16 protein-coding genes are annotated in these 18,766 nt (G+C 39.2%); 11 read left to right on the top strand and 5 right to left on the bottom strand.

Annotated elements, in window-relative coordinates; translation table 11 throughout:
- The first annotated feature begins 77 nt into the window (after positions 1 to 77).
- A complete protein-coding gene (locus V5M37_RS15605) occupies positions 78 to 2,054 on the top strand; it encodes an acetoacetate--CoA ligase (protein ID WP_423802630.1) in 1,977 nt (658 codons plus the stop codon).
- Positions 2,055 to 2,317: 263 nt separating this feature from the next.
- On the opposite strand, the gene V5M37_RS15600 is transcribed toward V5M37_RS15605, so the two are convergent.
- Positions 2,318 to 4,087 carry a multicopper oxidase family protein gene (locus V5M37_RS15600; RefSeq protein ID WP_423798098.1) on the bottom strand — a complete coding sequence of 590 codons (1,770 nt, stop codon included), beginning with the start codon at positions 4,085 to 4,087 and terminating at the stop codon, positions 2,318 to 2,320.
- A 375-nt stretch (positions 4,088 to 4,462) separates the two neighbouring features.
- A complete protein-coding gene (locus tag V5M37_RS15595; RefSeq protein WP_423798097.1) occupies positions 4,463 to 4,864 on the bottom strand; it encodes a hypothetical protein in 402 nt (133 codons plus the stop codon).
- A 586-nt stretch (positions 4,865 to 5,450) separates the two neighbouring features.
- Here V5M37_RS15595 and V5M37_RS15590 point away from each other — a divergent pair.
- Positions 5,451 to 6,035: a hypothetical protein gene (locus tag V5M37_RS15590; RefSeq protein WP_423798096.1), complete on the top strand. Its 585-nt coding sequence runs from the start codon at positions 5,451 to 5,453 to the stop codon at positions 6,033 to 6,035.
- A 113-nt stretch (positions 6,036 to 6,148) separates the two neighbouring features.
- Here V5M37_RS15590 and V5M37_RS15585 read toward each other — a convergent pair whose 3' ends face one another.
- Positions 6,149 to 7,072: an alpha/beta hydrolase gene (locus tag V5M37_RS15585; RefSeq protein WP_423798095.1), complete on the bottom strand. Its 924-nt coding sequence runs from the start codon at positions 7,070 to 7,072 to the stop codon at positions 6,149 to 6,151.
- 232 nt (positions 7,073 to 7,304) lie between these two features.
- Here V5M37_RS15585 and V5M37_RS15580 point away from each other — a divergent pair, with 232 nt between their 5' ends.
- From V5M37_RS15580 to V5M37_RS15560, 5 genes are all read left to right on the top strand, one after another.
- Entirely contained in the window at positions 7,305 to 7,829 is a 525-nt protein-coding gene (locus V5M37_RS15580; protein WP_423798094.1) for an N-acetyltransferase family protein, read from the top strand.
- Between the two features lie 343 nt (positions 7,830 to 8,172).
- Complete coding sequence (locus V5M37_RS15575; RefSeq protein ID WP_423798093.1) at positions 8,173 to 10,236, top strand: BglG family transcription antiterminator; 2,064 nt, start codon at positions 8,173 to 8,175, stop codon at positions 10,234 to 10,236.
- Between the two features lie 61 nt (positions 10,237 to 10,297).
- Positions 10,298 to 10,561, top strand: coding sequence for a phosphocarrier protein HPr (locus tag V5M37_RS15570; protein ID WP_423798092.1), 264 nt, complete (start codon positions 10,298 to 10,300; stop codon positions 10,559 to 10,561).
- Positions 10,561 to 12,294, top strand: coding sequence for a phosphoenolpyruvate--protein phosphotransferase (gene ptsP, locus V5M37_RS15565; RefSeq protein WP_423798091.1), 1,734 nt, complete (start codon positions 10,561 to 10,563; stop codon positions 12,292 to 12,294). Before V5M37_RS15570 ends, ptsP begins: the two co-directional genes overlap by 1 nt.
- Positions 12,295 to 12,549: 255 nt before the next feature.
- Positions 12,550 to 12,945 (top strand): VOC family protein, encoded by a 396-nt coding sequence (locus V5M37_RS15560; RefSeq protein WP_423798090.1) that lies wholly within the window; start codon positions 12,550 to 12,552, stop codon positions 12,943 to 12,945.
- A gap of 221 nt (positions 12,946 to 13,166) precedes the next feature.
- Here V5M37_RS15560 and V5M37_RS15555 read toward each other — a convergent pair whose 3' ends face one another.
- Together V5M37_RS15555 and trmL are read right to left on the bottom strand one after the other, a co-directional pair.
- Complete coding sequence (locus V5M37_RS15555) at positions 13,167 to 14,150, bottom strand: aromatic acid exporter family protein (protein WP_423798089.1); 984 nt, start codon at positions 14,148 to 14,150, stop codon at positions 13,167 to 13,169.
- Positions 14,151 to 14,208: 58 nt separating this feature from the next.
- On the bottom strand, positions 14,209 to 14,679 hold the full coding sequence (trmL, locus tag V5M37_RS15550) for a tRNA (uridine(34)/cytosine(34)/5-carboxymethylaminomethyluridine(34)-2'-O)-methyltransferase TrmL (protein ID WP_423798088.1): 471 nt from the start codon (positions 14,677 to 14,679) through the stop codon (positions 14,209 to 14,211).
- 330 nt (positions 14,680 to 15,009) lie between these two features.
- Here trmL and V5M37_RS15545 point away from each other — a divergent pair, with 330 nt between their 5' ends.
- Genes V5M37_RS15545 through V5M37_RS15530 form a run of 4 tightly spaced genes read left to right on the top strand, consistent with a single transcriptional unit; the run spans position 15,010 to position 18,766 of the window.
- Positions 15,010 to 15,999, top strand: coding sequence for a LacI family DNA-binding transcriptional regulator (locus tag V5M37_RS15545; RefSeq protein ID WP_423798087.1), 990 nt, complete (start codon positions 15,010 to 15,012; stop codon positions 15,997 to 15,999).
- Entirely contained in the window at positions 15,992 to 16,870 is an 879-nt protein-coding gene (gene rbsK, locus V5M37_RS15540) for a ribokinase (RefSeq protein ID WP_423798086.1), read from the top strand. The genes V5M37_RS15545 and rbsK overlap by 8 nt, the downstream gene beginning before the upstream one ends.
- Positions 16,871 to 17,266, top strand: a complete 396-nt coding sequence (gene rbsD, locus V5M37_RS15535; protein WP_423798085.1) for a D-ribose pyranase — start codon at positions 16,871 to 16,873, stop codon at positions 17,264 to 17,266.
- Positions 17,267 to 17,284: 18 nt separating this feature from the next.
- Positions 17,285 to 18,766 carry a sugar ABC transporter ATP-binding protein gene (locus tag V5M37_RS15530; protein WP_423798084.1) on the top strand — a complete coding sequence of 494 codons (1,482 nt, stop codon included), beginning with the start codon at positions 17,285 to 17,287 and terminating at the stop codon, positions 18,764 to 18,766.

Here is an 18,766-nt window from a genome sequence, read left to right as displayed (position 1 = left end):
ATTCCTAGTAAAATAGTGAAATTTTTTATTGATTCATAGTTTGATCTTTAATAGGAGGGATTGGATTGGAAGCTGAAATGCTGAAAGGGAAGTTACTTTGGGAGCCCTCACAACAAACGATAAACCAGTCGAATATAAAGAAATTTATGATGTGGCTGGAGGAAAATAGAGGGCTCACATTTGAAGATTACAATCAGTTGTGGGATTGGTCTGTAACAGAAATTGAACATTTTTGGACAGCTATTTGGGAGTTTTTTAATATAAAATCAGAAACAGATTACACGGCTGTTTTATCTGGAAAAAGAATGCCAAACGTAAAATGGTTTGAGGGAGCCACTTTAAACTATGCAGAGCATGTATTCAGGAATGAAGATCCAGAAAAAGCTGCTGTCATTCATAAATCAGAGATTCGTCCCGTACAGGAAGTCACCTGGGCTGAACTAAGAAAGAAAACAGCTGCAATGGCTGCGTATTTAAAGTCATTAGGGGTCAAAAGTGGAGATCGGGTCGTAGGCTATGCACCAAACATTCCTGAAACGTTAACTTCATTTTTGGCATGTGCTAGTATTGGGGCGGTTTGGTCGAGCTGTGCACCTGAATTTGGCATCCAAAGTGTCATTGACCGATTTAAGCAAATTGAACCAACGGTCATGATTGCTGTTGATGGCTATCAGTATGGGGGAAAGAGATATGACAGATTGGAGCTTGTAAACAAGATACAAGCTGAACTTCCATCACTAAAAAAGACCATTCTAGTTCCCTACCTAGAAATGCAGCCGGAAATAGCCAAGTTGAATAATACAGTCCTCTGGGACCAGGTTATTTCTGAAAATGATAATGCTATTTTAACATTCGAGCCGGTGCCTTTTAATCATCCACTCTGGATCCTATATTCATCAGGGACCACCGGAAAACCTAAAGGGATTGTACAAAGTCAGGGGGGAATCCTCCTTGAGCATCTAAAATTCCTCGGTCTTCAAGTGGATCTTAAGAAGGGGGATCGATTTTTTTGGTACACCACAACAGGCAGGATGATGTGGAACGTAACCGTTAGCGGGTTACTGACAGGTGCTGCGATTGTTTTATATGATGGCAATCCAAACTATCCAAATGATGAAACATTGTGGAGTCTTGCCGAATCTACAAAAATGACAACCTTTGGCACCAGTGCCAGCTTTTTAATGGCCAGTTTGAAAGCAGGAATTAAGCCAAAAGAACAATTTGACCTTTCGAATTTAAGAAGCATTGGCTCCACAGGTTCACCACTGCCTGAAAGCGGATTTGACTGGGTTTATGAGCAGGTAAAAGAAGATATATGGCTAACTTCTACGAGCGGTGGAACAGATATTTGTTCCGGCTTTGTCGGGGGAAGCCCGACCCTGCCTGTTTATTCGGGGGAAATCCAAGCTCGTGTTTTGGGGTCAGCTGTAAGGGCATTTAATGATGCGGGAGAAGAAGTGATCAATGAAATTGGTGAACTTGTGGTGACCGAACCGATGCCGTCTATGCCGATTTATTTTTGGAATGATAAGAATGGAGAACGCTATCAAGAAAGTTACTTTAATGTTTTCCCTGATATTTGGAGACATGGGGATTTTATCAAGATTACCGAAAGAGGATCGGCGATTATTTACGGCCGGTCAGATGCGACGATTAACCGTGGGGGCATTCGAATGGGTACAAGTGAAATCTATAGTGCCCTTGAGAGTATTCCAGAGGTAATCGATAGTTTAATTGTAGATATTCCAATAAGTGCCGAACAATCCTACATGCCGTTATTTATCGTTATAAAGGAAGGCTTCAGCATAACAGATGAATTGAAAACTAGGATTAATCAATCCATTCGGCAAAACTGTTCTCCAAGGCACGTACCGAATGAAATTTTTCCTGTAAATGAACTGCCAAAAACACTGAACGGCAAGAAGCTAGAGGTGCCGATTAAAAAAATATTAATGGGAGTACCTATTGAGCAAGCGGTTAACTTGGGTTCCCTGAACAATCCAGAAACGTTGGATTACTTTGTTGAATTTAAAAGATTATTAGAGTCTAGGTAATGATGCACGGGGACGGTTCTTCTGCCTCAAAAACTGAGGCAAGGGGTACCGTCTTGTTTTTTAGCTTCATTTGCTAAAAAACTAGATTCTTTTATACAAATAAAAACTATTAAAATTTTTAGCCACTTATTGTGAATTATAAAGAGGGGTCTGGTCGGCAAATTAGAGGGGCAGTACTCCTGTAATCAAGAAATATGAAAAGACTAGCGATTTTTAAGCTAGTCTTTCTTTTTCCTATTTCCTTAATATTATGAACGGTGGTGCTATGAACTGGATTCATCATAGGAACTTGATTCATCATGTGAACTTGACTCATCATGGTCTTCTTTACACCCACAATGTTCGTAGTCCTCTTGACAGCATTGAGTAAACGAATCCTCATCACACATTTCTGGAATCGGAATGCACGGGTCGAAATTCGGATTTTGGAGTACTTCATACGGACGCATCATTTCGTGATCCTCATGTTCAAGGATATGACAATGCCAAGGATAGATTCCAGTAAATGGTCCAAACCGGGCAATAATACGAGTGACTTCTTCAGGATTAGCACGAACGGTATCTTTCCAACCTCTTTCATTAGGATCTGGCTCACGTGCCGGACCTATAATCGTGACGTTTCCATTTTCATCAACTTCGATGGGTTCACGATTCAGAATCTGGAATTGGACAAGATGCAAGTGAATGGGATGAGTATCACCCGTCAGGTTGTACAGCTCCCATACTTCTACAGTACCATTATAAGGGGTTTCAGTAATCGGTAATTCATCCCACTCCATACCGTTCAGTAAAAGTTTCAAGCGGGCAGGAAATTCTGGATCAGCAATTTCCATTAAGAAGTTCTGTCTAACCGTCACACCATTTGGTTCGAGTCTTTCTAAGCAGCTTAGTTTTTTCGGGATTTGACTTTTATCTGATTTTGAGCTTTTTTTACGAACACGAAATTCCATAATTTGCGGAAGGGGAGGAGCATCAGGCGAGCCATTAGGGAATGGTGCTGGTGCGTCGTTTGTCAGGATGATTTTTTGACCTTTATGTTTTGAGAAATCGACAATCACATCTGCACGTTCCGCTGGAGCAAGTAAAAGCCCCGTGGCATTGGAAACTTTAACAGGTTTCTTTAGAAATCCGCCATCTGTTCCTATTTGAATAAAATCTTGGCCGGAGCTTAGCCGTAATCGGTAAAACCGGGCATTAGAGCCATTCAGGATACTGAAACGGTATTTTCGCGGTTCGACTTCAAGATAGGGCCATACTTTTCCATTAACTAAAGCGGTATTACCGAAAAACTCAGGAACGACAGATGGATTGGGCAATGCTCTTTCATCAAATGGTGGAGGTGGCTCCGGGGCTGGGAAAAACGGTGGAGGCGGCTGTTGTGCTGGAGGCGGTTGATGGCCTGGCTGTGATGGATAGAATAATTCACCATTTGGATAGAATGACCGATCTTGTATCACTAACGGAATTTCATATTGTCCCCGAGGGAGATTCAGTTTCTCCTCTTTCTGATCCCGAATCAAATAAAAGCCGGCAAGCCCTGCATAAACATTTAATCTGGTAATTCCAACTGCATGGTCGTGATACCAGAGTGTTGTGGGACGCTGACAATTAGGATAGTAGTAAACTTCATGCAAGAATTTAGTACCAAAATTCTTGAAATTTCGCGTAAACCAGGCTTCTGGATATCCGTCGTTTTCCGGTCGTACACGTCCTCCGTGTAAATGTACAACCGTTCTAACCGAGGGTTCACTGGGTTCTGCGCCATGAACCGTTCTATCCACGGGCAGAAGATGTTCAAAAGGCAATTCGTTTTCCCACTTGACAAGAATAGGCTGATTTCTAAGAACTTCAAATGTAGGTCCAGGATACATCCCGTTATAACCCCAAACTGTTGTATCTGGTAAGTCTCTGTGTAATTTTTGTCTAACCTGCTTCATCGTAACCTCATAGTAAGGGATCCCATCTCGATAACCAACAGGTTGTATCACTGAAGGCAGAGGCAAAGCATCAACAAACTTCTTTAAAAACGACAATATTTAGCTGCTCCTTTCAAAAACAGATTCATTGTTTATCCTATGCATGTCCAATAAATCTGTTTGGATATTCGTACATACTTTAAACAGCTTATTTGATGATGAGGCATGGGGACGGTTCTTTTGCTTCACTTTTTGTCTGCTTGTACGAGAGGAAGGTTGGTTGATTTATAACATGAGTCAGCTTTTAGATCATGAGAACCGTCCCCATGCACCAGAACATTGTTGGAATGGATATTAACTTGGTTTAACCGTAACCATTCTGTCATTTAACCGAAAAAAATAATCCACCCTTTAGGTGGATTATTTCGACTCTATTAATAACAACTCTTTAATTAAATTTCTTGGTGTGTTTGAAATATTTATTAGGTATTATCAGACCGTCGTTAAAACTGCTTCCTGTTCATAACAACCTGAATGCTCATTCCAAATAAAATAACCATCTCTCAATTCTACACTAGATGGGTAGGGAACATCGTTGTTATCATTTTGAGCTTTGTTTTTCACTTCCAGGTTTAGAAATTCCATCAATTCTGCTTGACTTATCAATCGGCATACATGATGTAGGGCAATCGATTGTTCATTTGCTAACCTATATTCTTTTACAATCGCAGTCTTGAAAGGGGCATTAAAATGTAACATGATCTTTAGATCGCTAAAATAAAGAACACCGAATATACTTTTCAGTTTTAGTGAGCCAACATTAAATTCTCTTTCAGATACCCAATCTTTACAACCAGTTAACGGATTATAAATAAAATAAAGTTTTTCATACATGCTATATTCTCCATTCTTAAGATACAGGATTTTAAATGTGTTTAATGGACTTCATTATTAACTAAAATCCCCACTCCAAAACAATCGACTCATGTTTCTTCATACTATTATTTTTGGTTTAATCAAACCTTTAAACTATTAATCTATTGTTCTAAGGTATTATATTTTGTAGAAACCATGTGAAGCATAGGTGACTATTTCTACTATATTAAACATAATCGCTTTTCTCATTATACTAATTGTCAACCAAGTTCACTAATAATATTTTAAATCGAATAGACCAATATGTCAACTTAGTTGACATTGTTGGTTGGGTTTTATAAATCTTACCGTCGATGAATGTTTTAAGTGGGCCAAATAATAAGGATATGAAGATAAGGTGTGTTTAAAAAGCAAACCTCATAAATTCTTACTTAAATTCAGTTTATGTCGTTTGATGTCTGCGTTATAATTAAATGTAGGCTGTCATAATTTTTGTAAGATTATCAGAAAAGTTCTTTAATTTTAAACAAAGTTTTAAAAGTTGAGCCTAACCTTAGGCTGATACATATTAACGAAAATAAACTACTTCGAGGAGATGACGGCATTGTCAATAGAGGTGCTATTGAAAAACACAGCGGACATTTTTGGTGCGATTATTAGGGAGCCCAATTGGGATAAAGTGGAGTTGCAAGAAGGGATTAGGAAGATTTTTTTACAAGCAAGAGACAGTGTGGGTTCTCCTGAAGAGTACCTGGAGTCACTATTGGTAAATGTTACCCTTCAATATGCATATACCAATACTGCCGTATCTTTCTTAATGGAGTGTATTGAAGATGAGAAGTTTCTCTCTCATGAAAGCTTCCAATCGACTTTGGTGAATGTTCCTAATCAAGTGAAAGAATCGAATTTCATCGCCGAAAACATGCCTAGGTTTAAGGAGTTAGTATATCAAGGCTCAACCATTGAAGAGCAAGTACCACATGCCGAAAGTGTTTACTTCCAAACCAAGCTAGTAAACGATTTATTGATTGGATTTATCGGGATCTTCCTGGAACCGAATAATAGAAATTATATGGAGAATTACTTGGAATATTCTTCTCAAGTAGTCGTGGATGCCGTTATGAACTATTGCCAAGCTTATTCTAATCATATTATAGAAGAGATAAACTCGATGAACTCGACTCAATAGAAAGCTCCTGGTCCTGCTAATCTATCCAAGTGGAGAAAAGCGATCCGTTTTTCTCCGTTTGTTTTATTTAGGGACTTATAGGGCAAGCCCTTTAAGTTGTGAGATTAATTTTACTAAGATCTTAAGTACCTATCAAGGAACTGGACAACACGGCGTGTATACTCTTTTTTATTCGTAGGATAAGAATGAATGTGTTGACAACCCTCCGTCAGCCATAATTCTCTATAGTTACTGGATGAGACCGAATGGAATAAACTTTTACTTTCGGTATAAGGAATGGCTTTATCTGATTTACTGTGAATGAATAAGAAAGATTTTCCCTTAGCGTTCTTTACATGATTGATTGGGGAAACCTCATTAGGGTCAATTTTAAGGAGTTTTCGCATGGAGTGATAAATAATTGATGTAAAGGGCTTCTTCGGTAATTTGGACCAATAAGAAAGATTTTCTTTTAAAAACGGTTCTAAATCACTAAAGGGACTATCGGCAATGATGGCAGACACTGCAGAATGTTCGCATCCGGCAATAAGTGCAGTGGAAGCACCCATACTCCAGCCAAGAAGAGCGATGTGTTTCTGATTTTTTTTCTGAATGGCATAATCAATGGCCGCATATAAATCGTGATTTTCAAAGAAACCTAACCCCGTCGTTCTTCCTTTTGATTTACCGGCATTTCGAAAATCAAACATCAACACATTATATCCTTGTTCCGAAAGAACTCTTGCAAGCTTGAGTCCTTCAATCCTTTCCATGGAACGTTCATTCATATAACCGTGTGCAGTAATGACTGTTTTTTTGCTTTGCTTTGAAGTTGAAGGAATCCACCAGCCAGCTAGCTTAACTTTGTCTTTTCTGCTGTGAAATTCGATTTCCTCGAAATCCATACCGTAATCCCTTGGGTTTTTCGTAGTTTTTGCAGGGAAGGGATGGGTTAGATACAAGCCGATGCTAAGAGGGGGCAGAAAAAATAAAAACGGTGCTGCCAATAAAGGCCGCCAGAGGGCTTTACTTTTTTTCTCCTTACTCTCTTCATCCATTCTAACTCCTCCTGTCCATTTTAAGTAATCGGTACTTTATCATATGCCGATGGTCAAAAAACGGAAAAACCAAAATTGTTATATTGTGATTTTTGGGATGAAGTTGTTTGCGAAAAAACTTATAAACGGAGGTAGCTGCGGCACCTCCTTTTTTATTGAACAACGGGTCAGGCTAGCTCAAAAGGGAAGCAGGAGTAAATGGTATAATGTGGTATGTGGAGGAGATGAACAAATGGATAACGGGTTTATTAAAATTAGGAAAGCAGATTTAACTGATACGAAAGGAATAGCTAAAGTACACGTCGACAGTTGGAAAACAACATATGCCAATATTGTTCCAGACGAATACTTAAATAATTTAACATATGAAAGTCGGGAACAGATATGGATAAACAACATTCCCAATGGGGGTGTATATGTAGCAGAAAATAATGAAGGGAAAATTGTCGGTTTTTCTTCTGGAGGTAAAGAAAGAAGTGGTAAATATAATGGATTTGATGGGGAGTTATATGCAATTTATATTTTAAAAGTGTATCAAGGACAAGGTATTGGAAAAGCACTTGTTAAACCAATCATAGATGAAATTAAAGGAATGGGTTTAAACTCAATGCTTGTTCTTGTTTTAAAAGATAATATTTCTCGTCTATTTTATGAAGCACTTGGCGGTAAAAAAATTGATGCTGTTGAAGTACTGATTGCAGGGAAGAAACTTTCCGAACTAGTGTATGGTTGGGAAAATATTGGGGAGATATTTTAATTTTTTTGTTGAACTAAAGTGTCCGATATCTACTAGTATACCCACCTCTCCAAGTAAAGTCCTATCGTTACATAAAAGGTATAATTCTCTCAGATATTGAGGAATTATACCTTTTTTGCTTAGGGGGGACTTTATCAGTGCACTAGTTTATTGTTTCTACTTTTCCCCGGGTAAAACAAGGACTCTTTTTGACAAATTTTTTTGAATCGCCCATATTAAAATAAGTATTTGTCTTAAAAGGGGTTCAGCGCAATTTTGTAAGTTGGGCCGTACATCATTTGTTCCCAATCGGTAAACCAAATGAAAGCGGTTGATATTATGATGTTAATAGGAGGACATGCCGATGGTGATTGATAAACGTCCTTCGCTTTTATTGGATTATCTTTTAAAAGTGAAGAGTGTCAACATGACTCAGATTATGGATGCAACGCAATTAACGAAACGTCAAATATCCTATGATTTGGATAAAGTGAATCAATGGCTAAAGGAGAAAGACCTCCCCATCATCCAATTCAAAGGTGTTCATTATATTGTAGTGCCTGAAGCTGTAGTGGAATATTTTCGCGATCAGGAAATAAATCATCATGAGCGGAATTTTGTTTTTTCCGAAGAAGAGCGCTTGGCGGTTATCTACCTTTATGTATTTATGCGAAATGATACTATTTCATCCGTTCATTTAACGCAGCTTTTACAAGTCAGTAAGAACACGGTGATTTCCGATATCAAAAAGGCAAATAAAATGATTGGCTCTTTTTTGGTGGAAATACGCTATTCCCGAAAGTATGGCTATCATCTGGTTGGAACAGAGTTCGATAAAAGAGCACTTGCCATGCACTACATATCCCGCCTGATCCAGGTCCCTTACTTTGAAGAACTGCTGGATTATCTATTAAAGGAAGAAACTAAAAAAATTGGTTTTCGAGAAGTTTTAACCATTCTTAAACAAATTGAAAAGCAGTTTTCTCTTAATTTTGTAGAAGAACGTTTACATCAATTAGCCAATTTTTTGATTTTTTATTATTACCGGCTGCAGAAAAAAAAGTTTGTACAATTTCACTCAGATGAAGTGGCTCTATTAAAAAAAGATCCGATGCATCAAGTGGCGTTAACTTTAAGTCAACTTCTCCATCTCGAGAATGAGCAATCAGAGTTATGTTACTTAACGGTCCAATTTCTTGGATTATCTTTTGAAAAAAGTTCTGCCTCCAACTATGAACAGGATTTTTTATTTAAACTATGCCAACAGCTTGTTTTTGATTTTGAGACTAAGGCCTGCATTGTTTTTGAAAAAAAGGATGAAGTGGTCCATACGTTGTACCAGCATTTTAAGCCAGCCTTTTTTCGTATGAAGTACCGGATTCCCGTTGAAAATCCACTTCTTCATCAAATTAAGAATGAGCATAAAGAGCTATACATGATTGTGAAGGAGATACTGCATCCGATTGGAACCTTGTTGAAAATCACTATCCCTGAGGAGGAAATAGGGTTTATCACGATCCACTTTGGAGCTTTGTTAGAAAGACCAAAACAGGAAATGCCGGAAAAGAAGAAAGCCATCGTGGTTTGTCCAAGCGGGATTAGTTCGTCATTAATGGTGAAACACCAGCTGGAATCACTTTTCTCAGAGATTGAAGTTGAAAAAACCTTATCATTACGAGAATTTCAGGAAGGACAATTTGACCATTATGATTTAGTTTTTTCGACAGTAAAGCTAGAGACAAAACTACCTTGTTTTTATGTGAAGCCAATTATGACACCAAATGAAAAGCATAATTTAGTCAAAGAAGTTTATCACCTGCTGTTTGGTACTCAATATCACGATATTTCCTTGAAAGAACTGATTCAAACCATTGGAAAGTTCACTACAATTTACGATGAAGAAGGCTTAAAGAAGGAATTAAGTCGCTTCATATTTTATAAAAAAGATAATGTTTATAAAGGGAAACAGCCATCATTAGAAGATTTATTGCAAGCTGAAACCATCCAGGTAATGGAAGAGGTTTTTGATTGGAAAGAGGCAATAAAAGCAGCGGCAAGTCCTCTTCTGATCAACGGGACAATTGAAACATCCTATGTTGATGCGATGATTGAAAATATTGATACATTAGGTCCATATGTCGTCATTGGTCCGGAGGTAGCAATCCCGCATGCTCGTCCGGAAAAGGGAGTTAATCGGATTGGGATGAGTTTTTTAAAGCTTAAAAAACCAGTTTACTTTTTAAACAACAATGATTATCCGGTTCGATTGCTGTTTTGTATTGCAGCAACTGATAATACGACCCATCTTAAAGCGCTGTCGCAATTGACAGAACTGCTCAATGAAACGAAAAACCTTGAATTGTTAAATGAATTAGAGTCGATTGACGACATCACATCATTCCTTAGCCAAAACTCCACAATTGACTGAACAGTCGTTCCTTGGAAATAAGCTAAAGAGTAATTTAAAACTAGAGGAGCTTGATTTTATTATGGTAAGCAAAACGTTCACAATTATAGATGAAACAGGGATCCATGCACGCCCAGCAACAATACTAGTATCAGCAGCAAGCAAATTTAATGCTGAGATCACATTAGAATACAACGGCAAATCAGTAAACCTAAAATCAATTATGGGCGTTATGTCATTAGGGATTCCAAAAAATGCAGAAATCAAAGTATCGACTGAAGGTTCTGATGAAAATGAAGCACTTAGTTTATTAGAAGATACTCTAAAAAGTGGAGGTCTCGTATAATGATAACGGAAGAAGTTTTAACAAAAGAGATTTCAGGCATTGCGGCATCAAGCGGGATTGCGATTGCAAAAGCCTTCCGCTTAGAAAATCCAGACTTGAAAGTAGAGAAAAACGCGATAACAGATGTTAATCTTGAAATAAAACGCCTTGAACAGGCGCTTGAGTTGTCAAAGGGAGAACTCCAGAAAATCAAAGAGCATACCTCTTTGAATCTGGGTGACGATAAGGCTGAAATTTTTGAAGCCCACTTGCTTGTCCTAAATGACCCGGAACTTATTAATCAAATCAAAGATAAAATACAAAATGAACACGTTAATGCAGAGTTTGCCTTACAAGAAGTAGTCAACATGTTCGTATCAATGTTTGAAGCATTGGATAACGAATATATGAAAGAACGGGCTGCTGACATTCGCGATGTGGCCAAGCGGATATTGTCGCATCTTTTAGGGGTAACAATCCCTAACCCAAGCTTGATTTCTGAAGAAGTTATTATGATTGCAGAGGATTTAACACCTTCTGATACTGCTCAATTAAACCGTCAGTTTGTTAAAGGATTTACAACCAATATCGGCGGACGCACTTCTCATTCGGCTATAATGGCTCGATCTATGGAAATTCCAGCTGTTGTTGGAACCAAAACGGTCATGGAAGACATTAAAAATGGCGATGTTGTTATTCTTGATGGATTAGATGGAAAGGTCATTGTCAATCCAACTGAAGAGGTCATCAAAGAATATAACGGGAAAAAGGCCGCTTACGAAGCACAAAAGGCCGAGTGGGCCAAGCTGGTCAACGAGCCGACCATCACAAAAGATGGCGAGCATGTTGAACTCGCTGCCAATATAGGAAAACCAGAGGATCTTACCGGAGTTCTCGAAAATGGAGGCGAAGGGGTCGGCTTATACCGAACGGAGTTTTTATATATGGGTCGCACTCAGCTTCCAACAGAAGAGGAGCAATTTGCTGCGTTTAAAACGGTATTAGAGGGAATGGAAGGAAAGCCTGTCGTGATTCGCACGCTTGATATCGGCGGCGATAAAGAACTGCCGTATTTAGAACTGCCAAAAGAAATGAATCCGTTCCTTGGATTTAGAGCGATTCGCTTATGCTTAGAAATGCAGGATATGTTCCGGACACAGCTTCGAGCCTTGCTTCGAGCAAGCGTTTATGGGAATTTAAAAATCATGTTTCCGATGATTGCTACACTTGATGAGTTCCGTTCGGCAAAGGCACTTCTTGAAGAAGAAAAGCAAAAGCTGTTGGCTGAGGGCCAACAGGTAGCGGAAAAAATCGAGCTTGGCATCATGGTGGAAATTCCTTCTACTGCTGTTTTGGCTGATCAGTTTGCTAAGGAAGTGGATTTTTTCAGCATTGGTACAAATGATTTAATCCAATATACAATGGCTGCTGATCGTATGAACCAACGTGTTTCCTATCTCTATCAGCCATACAGTCCGTCCATCTTAAGATTGGTTAAAATGGTCATCGATGCTGCTCATGCTGAAGGTAAATGGGCAGGTATGTGCGGTGAAATGGCAGGGGACGAAAAAGCCATTCCACTTCTCTTAGGCCTTGGACTCGATGAGTTCTCCATGAGTGCAACATCGATCCTGAAAGCACGTTCCCAAATTCTTCGTCTTTCTAAAGCAGAAATGAAAAACTTAGCAGAAAAAGCCTTGCAAATGAGAACTACAAATGAAGTAATCGAAGCCGTAAAGGAATTTATTAAATAGGGACGACAACAAAAAATGATTTTTAACGAGGACGGTTTTATTTTTAAAAAAATAAAACTGTCCTCGTTAACTATTATTCAATATTTCTAGTAAGAACATGATGATACATAGTGTATTTCCACCACAAAGTAGAAAAACCATGATTAAAGCAGATATTGTTTTTGACTTGCTATTAAACCAATCACGATGCTTTAGTTCAATAATAAAATCAACTATAATATAATCTAGTACATATAATTAGGAGGTGGATAAAAAATGGAAAAGGTAACACCGTTTTTAATGTTTCAAGAAGGCAACGCAGAAGAAGCGATGAATTTTTATACATCTATCATTGAGGATTCTCAAATTACAAGCATTGTTCGATACGGGGCTAATGCAGCTGGTCCAGAAGGCACCGTCATGCAGGCTACTTTTACCTTGAAAGGCCAAGAATTTAGGTGTATTGACAGTTTTGTCAAACATCAATTCTCTTTTACACCTTCTTTCTCAATCTTTCTTACTTGTAATACTGAAGAAGAGCTTGACTTTCTTTATGAGAAACTCCTTGAAGGTGGACAAGCACTTATGCCTTTAAACAATTATGGTTTCAGTAAAAAGTTTGGTTGGGTAAATGACCGTTTCGGCGTTTCGTGGCAAATAAATCTTCCTTAGTGATATGAAGCAAGGGGACGGTTCTCGTGCCTCAAAATTTGATAGACTGGGATGAATTAAGTTCTCATGATTAGGTGAAATATTTGCTTGTACCAAGCAATGTTCATCCGCCCTTAAAGAATAAAAGCCACATATCTCGAAAAAATGAGATAGGTGGCATTTTTATGTTATTTTGAAGAAATGATCATCTTGCATGATTTCCAGTTCATATACGTTTTTATTTAGGGGTTAAGAAATGGTTGGAAATCCTTCGATTCCACTTTTAAAGCTTTCTTTATCAGTAGATACTGCTCCATCTCTTTTATCAATTGAAATAATTGCGCCCTGGCCTCAAATTCCTCCCTTGTTTCCGGGAGAGGTTCATCCTTAAATTGGGCTTGTAGTTCATATAAACGATTTAATAACTGCTGTGCCGTGTTCCCTGGGTGAATGGAACTGCTTACTACTTCAAGAAAATCTGCAATCATATATCTTTGTTTGACTAATGGCTCAATGGATGTCACGATGGGTAAAACCCGCTCAATAATTTCAAATTGTTTTTCACGTATTTGAAAATAATGATAAAAGTAATTTTCTGAACGTAAAAAATGATTCTCTACATTTCTAAACGCCAAACTTTTAGCTTCTTCCAGCAAGCCCGCCGTCTCCGTAATTTCATTCCCCATCCAACGGCTTTCATTTGTCCGTAAATAGGAAACCATTTCCTCAAAGATTTTGCGGAAGTTTTTCTCGATTTCTACTTGATACTGCTTTAGCTTAGAATCTAGACTAGGCATATACAAGTTGACCAGCAGGGCAGTTCCAATGCCAATGACAATAAGATAGACCTCGTTTAAAACGATTCCCGCCGTTATTTGGTGCCCTGAGTAGATATGTAGAATGATGACAGAACTAGTTACCACACCTTCCGAAACCTTGAAAAGAACAGTAACCGGTATGAAGAGTAATAGTAATAAGCCAATGACCAGTGGATGGTAGGCGATCCCTTCAAAGAATATAAAGGAAAAGCCGATGCCAAGTATACAAGCAACAAAACGGGCATACGCAGTTTTGAGGGATTTTTTCTTGGAGTTTTGTATACATAAAATCGTTATGATGCCGGCAGAAGCAAAAAAATTCAGGCCGAAAAATTGAGCAATGATGATCGCTGCTGCCGTGCCAATGGCTGTCTTTAATGTACGATAGCCGATTTTGTATCTTCCCATATGCTTACCTCTTTTAATCTTAAAGTTTTTTTAAAAAATCTTCCAAGATGGAAGATTTTTATTTTAACTTGGGAAATCCCTGTTGGCGTAAGGCCTCATACACCAATATCGCAGCTGTATTCGAAAGGTTCAGGGAACGAACATGATCATTCATTGGTATCCTCAGAAAGTGATCTTTATGTGTTCTTAGTAAATCTTTTGGTAATCCTGTTGTTTCTTTTCCAAACATAAAATAATGTTCCTTTGAAACATCACTGAAATCAAAGGATGAATGTGCTTTTTCACCAAACGTTTCAATATAGTAAAACTCACCTTGATTTTTTGAAAAAAAGTCATCCAATGAGTCATAGTACGTTATGTTAACAGACTGCCAGAAATCTAAACCTGCTTGTTTTATCATTTTTTCATCTGTTGAAAAACCAAGTGGCCGGATTAAATGTAAGGCTGTATCCGTTGCGGCACAAGTACGTGCAATATTTGCCGTATTTGACGGTATTTCTGGTTGATATAGGACAACATGTATTGCCAAGAATGGTCACCTCTGTCTTTATTTTCCCTCCAAATTATAGCATAAAGAATGGGAGGATATGTACTTACGATAAAGGGGACAAGGGTTCAACGATACGGACGCTTCGGCGACCTGTTGCCATATAGAGTCTTTTGGTCGCATGTTGTACTAATTAAGCTTGTTGTATATAAAAAACGGTGATGATGATAGGACTATTTGGTTTAATTCATATCCTTAATATAAATATGCCAAACAAAAAATCGAGGCATTTCGACATTATTATTGTTGCATAATAAAATATGATGTGTTAATCTTTATGTGTAATCGGTTACACATAAGAGGTGAAACTAAATGGCTACAATACGAGATGTTGCCAAAAAAGCTGGAGTATCTGTAGCGACAGTTTCCAGAGCTTTAAATGATAAGGGATATGTTCATGAAGATACTAGGAAACTAATCAATAAAGCGATTCAGGAATTAAATTATAAGCCAAATGAAGTGGCAAGGTCGTTATATAAGAAAAAATCAAGGTTAATCGGTTTATTGCTTCCGGATATTCGAAATCCATTTTTTCCTGAGTTAGCACGTGGGGTTGAAGACACGATGCAGGAGCACGGTTTTCGACTGATCATTGGAAATGCGGATGAGAACCCAGCAAAAGAACTTGATTATATCCATACATTTAAACAAAATAATGTAATCGGTCTCATCGCAGCAACCAATCAAACTGAAACAAGCTATTATGAGAGTCTTGGCTTCCCGGTCGTCTTTCTTGATCGGACCTCCAATCAGCATCCCTCTGTGTATGCGGATGGATTAACCGGTGGAAAAATGGCGGCAAAAGAAATCATTAGAAGGGGAAGCAAGCGGATTACACTGCTTAAAGGGCCGATGGAATTGAAGACAGCCCAAGATCGATTTAAAGGGGCAATCGATGAGCTATGCAATTCAAATGTCAGTTTTAATGTCATGACCACTGCGTCATTTACTTTTGATGATGCTGAAAAAACAGCAAGGGAACTATTTGATAAATTTCCTGGAACAGATGGCGTGATTGCCGGAAATGACCTTGGAGCTGCAGCCATTTTACATGAGGCATTGAGAAGAGGCATATCCATTCCAGGTGAACTGCAAATCATCGGCTATGATGATATCCCGCTTAGCAGCTTGCTGTTCCCGCCGTTGTCGACGATTCGGCAGCCGGCGTATGATATGGGAAAGGAAGCAGCAAAACTATTAATTGCAATTATTAGTAATGAGCTCATTGAGCAAAAAAATATTCAATTGCCCGTTACCTTTATTGACAGGCAAACGACTAGAAAGGTTGAGGACAATGGCTAAAATAACCGTAATCGGAAGTTCATCGATGGACTTAGTAGTGACAGCCCCCAAAAGACCGGGTAAAGGAGAAACGATTTTAGGAGAATCGTTTAAAACGGTTCCTGGCGGCAAAGGAGCCAACCAAGCCGTTGCCGCCGCCAGATTGGGTGCAAAGGTATATATGGTCGGGTGTATCGGGGACGACGCATTCGGAAAAGCAATCCTTGAAAATTTTAAGAAAAATCATGTGTTAACCAATTATGTGGAACCGGTTACGGATATGGAGAGTGGAACTGCCCACATTACCCTAGCAGAAGGTGATAACAGCATCATTGTGGTAAAGGGGGCAAATGATTATGTAACACCTGAATTTGTCGAAAAGGCCCTGGATGTCATCCGCGAATCTGATATTGTCCTTATTCAGCAGGAAATCCCTGAAGAAACAGTGGAATACGTCAGCGAAAAATGCCATGAATTCGGGGTGCGACTATTATTAAACCCAGCGCCTGCCCGGCCAATTCGCAAGGAAGTCATCGAAAAGGCAGCCTATATTACACCGAATGAGCATGAAGCATCAGTCCTTTTTGGCTATAAAGATTTGCATGAGGCGCTACTAGAATATCCAAACAAAGTATTTATCACTGAAGGAAAAAACGGTGTCCGCTTCCATAATGGCAAAACGGAGGTCCTTGTTCCTTCGTATCCGGTTGAGGCTGTTGATACAACAGGTGCAGGAGATACCTTTAACGCTGCCTTTGCTGTTGCCCTTGCAGAGGGAAAAGGCTTTGAAGAAAGTATTCGATTTGCCAATCGTGCGGCATCACTATCGGTTACAAAGTTTGGTGCACAGGGCGGGATGCCAACACGTGAAGAAGTAGAGGAGAGCATGTAAATGAAACGCCATGGAATTTTAAACAGCCATATTACCAAGGTATTAACTGACCTTGGCCATACCGATTATATTGTGATTGCGGATGCAGGATTACCGATTCCAGAAGGAGTGGCTAGAATTGATTTAGCACTTAAACCTGGCACGCCTTCCTTTCAAGAGGTGTTGGATGCAGTTGCAGACGATATGGTCATTGAAAAGTGTATTATTGCTTCTGAAATAGAAGCGGGCAATCCGCAAACAGAAAAATATTTAACAAACAAATTTTCCGAAATTGATGTGGAACGGGTTACACATGAGGATTTTAAGCAGCTAACGAAAAAGGCCAAGGCCGTCATTCGCACAGGTGAAATTACGCCATATGCAAACTGTATTTTACAATCAGGTGTGTTTTTTTAAAAGAATGAGGTGAAAAAAATGCGAGTTTCGATGCAGAACATCCATAAAGCCTTTGGGTCCAATCAAGTGTTAACAGGAGTAAATTTTGAACTCCTGGATGGAGAAGTCCACGCCTTAATGGGGGAAAATGGGGCTGGCAAATCAACGATGATGAATGTCCTGACAGGGCTTCATTCTCGTGACGAAGGAACCATCATGATTGATGGAAAGGAAACCTATTTTAAAAATCCGAAAGAAGCCGAGCAAAACGGGATTACCTTTATCCACCAGGAATTAAACATTTGGCCGGATATGACGGTATTAGAAAATTTATTTATCGGGAAAGAACTGAAGAGTCCGCTTGGCCTGCTGAGAACGAAGGAAATGAAGGCGCTTGCCAAGAAACAGTTTGACCGTCTGATGGTTACGATTCCTCTAGATCAAGAGGCTGGCAGCTGCTCTGTTGGGGAACAGCAGATGATTGAAATTGCTAAGGCCTTGATGACTGATGCCAAGGTTATTATCATGGACGAGCCAACTGCCGCATTGACCGAAAGAGAGATCAGCAAGCTTTTTGAAATCATTTCTTCCTTGAAAAAGGAAGGGGTATCGATTGTATATATTTCACACCGGATGGAAGAAATATTTGCTATCTGTGACCGGATTACCGTCATGCGGGATGGCAAGACGGTAGATACCAAGGCCATTCGCGATACGAATTTTGATGAGGTTGTAAAGAAAATGGTAGGCAGGGAATTAACGGACCGATTCCCTAAACGGGATTCCAAACCGGGCGAAATGGTACTAGAAGTAAAAGGATTAACAAAAGGCGGAGTATTCCAGGATGTGAATTTTTCAGTCCGTTCCGGAGAGATTGTTGGTGTTTCCGGTCTAATGGGAGCTGGAAGAACGGAAATTATGCGGGCCATCTTTGGACTAGATCCATTTGACAGCGGCGAGATTTGGCTGAACGGTGAGAAAATCGTCATCAAAAAACCTGACCAGGCCGTAAAGGCTGGAATTGGTTTTATTACAGAAGACCGAAAAGATGAAGGCTTGATTTTGGATTTTTCCATAAAGGACAATATCGTATTGCCATCTTTATACAGCTTTGCGCCTAAAGGCATTATTAATGAAACTAGCGAAAAAGATTTTGTAAATATGCTGATCAAACGTCTGACAGTCAAAACGGAATCTGCAGAACTTGCCGTTGGGAATTTGTCAGGGGGAAATCAACAAAAAGTGGTCATCGCCAAGTGGATTGGCATTAGTCCGAAAGTGCTCATCCTAGATGAACCGACAAGAGGGGTAGACGTCGGAGCGAAAAGAGAAATCTATCAGCTCATGAATGAACTGACAGACCGCGGGGTAGCAATCGTTATGGTTTCATCAGAGTTACCGGAAGTGTTGGGAATGAGCGACCGAATCCTCGTTGTTCATGAAGGAAAAATTACTGGTGAATTGAAAAAAGATGAAGCAACTCAGGAAAAAATTATGACATTGGCAACGGGAGGTCAATGA

Source organism: Neobacillus sp. SAB-20_R2A (assembly GCF_049568635.1).
Classification (GTDB): domain Bacteria; phylum Bacillota; class Bacilli; order Bacillales; family Cytobacillaceae; genus Neobacillus; species Neobacillus citreus.
The sequence above is the reverse complement of the archived record's forward strand: the minus strand, read 5'-3'. Positions and strand labels throughout refer to the sequence as shown.

Excerpts from the sequence above, each read along its gene's own strand:
- V5M37_RS15570 (WP_423798092.1), top strand. The coding sequence starts at position 10,298 with ATGGTAAGCAAAACGTTCACAATTATAGATGAAACAGGGATCCATGCA.
- V5M37_RS15555 (WP_423798089.1), bottom strand. The coding sequence starts at position 14,150 with ATGGGAAGATACAAAATCGGCTATCGTACATTAAAGACAGCCATTGGC.
- ptsP (WP_423798091.1), top strand. The coding sequence starts at position 10,561 with ATGATAACGGAAGAAGTTTTAACAAAAGAGATTTCAGGCATTGCGGCA.
- rbsD (WP_423798085.1), top strand. The coding sequence starts at position 16,871 with ATGAAACGCCATGGAATTTTAAACAGCCATATTACCAAGGTATTAACT.
- V5M37_RS15545 (WP_423798087.1), top strand. The coding sequence starts at position 15,010 with ATGGCTACAATACGAGATGTTGCCAAAAAAGCTGGAGTATCTGTAGCG.
- V5M37_RS15575 (WP_423798093.1), top strand. The coding sequence starts at position 8,173 with ATGGTGATTGATAAACGTCCTTCGCTTTTATTGGATTATCTTTTAAAA.
- V5M37_RS15580 (WP_423798094.1), top strand. The coding sequence starts at position 7,305 with ATGGATAACGGGTTTATTAAAATTAGGAAAGCAGATTTAACTGATACG.
- V5M37_RS15560 (WP_423798090.1), top strand. The coding sequence starts at position 12,550 with ATGGAAAAGGTAACACCGTTTTTAATGTTTCAAGAAGGCAACGCAGAA.
- V5M37_RS15595 (WP_423798097.1), bottom strand. The coding sequence starts at position 4,864 with ATGTATGAAAAACTTTATTTTATTTATAATCCGTTAACTGGTTGTAAA.
- V5M37_RS15530 (WP_423798084.1), top strand. The coding sequence starts at position 17,285 with ATGCGAGTTTCGATGCAGAACATCCATAAAGCCTTTGGGTCCAATCAA.
- rbsK (WP_423798086.1), top strand. The coding sequence starts at position 15,992 with ATGGCTAAAATAACCGTAATCGGAAGTTCATCGATGGACTTAGTAGTG.
- V5M37_RS15585 (WP_423798095.1), bottom strand. The coding sequence starts at position 7,072 with ATGGATGAAGAGAGTAAGGAGAAAAAAAGTAAAGCCCTCTGGCGGCCT.
- V5M37_RS15605 (WP_423802630.1), top strand. The coding sequence starts at position 78 with ATGCTGAAAGGGAAGTTACTTTGGGAGCCCTCACAACAAACGATAAAC.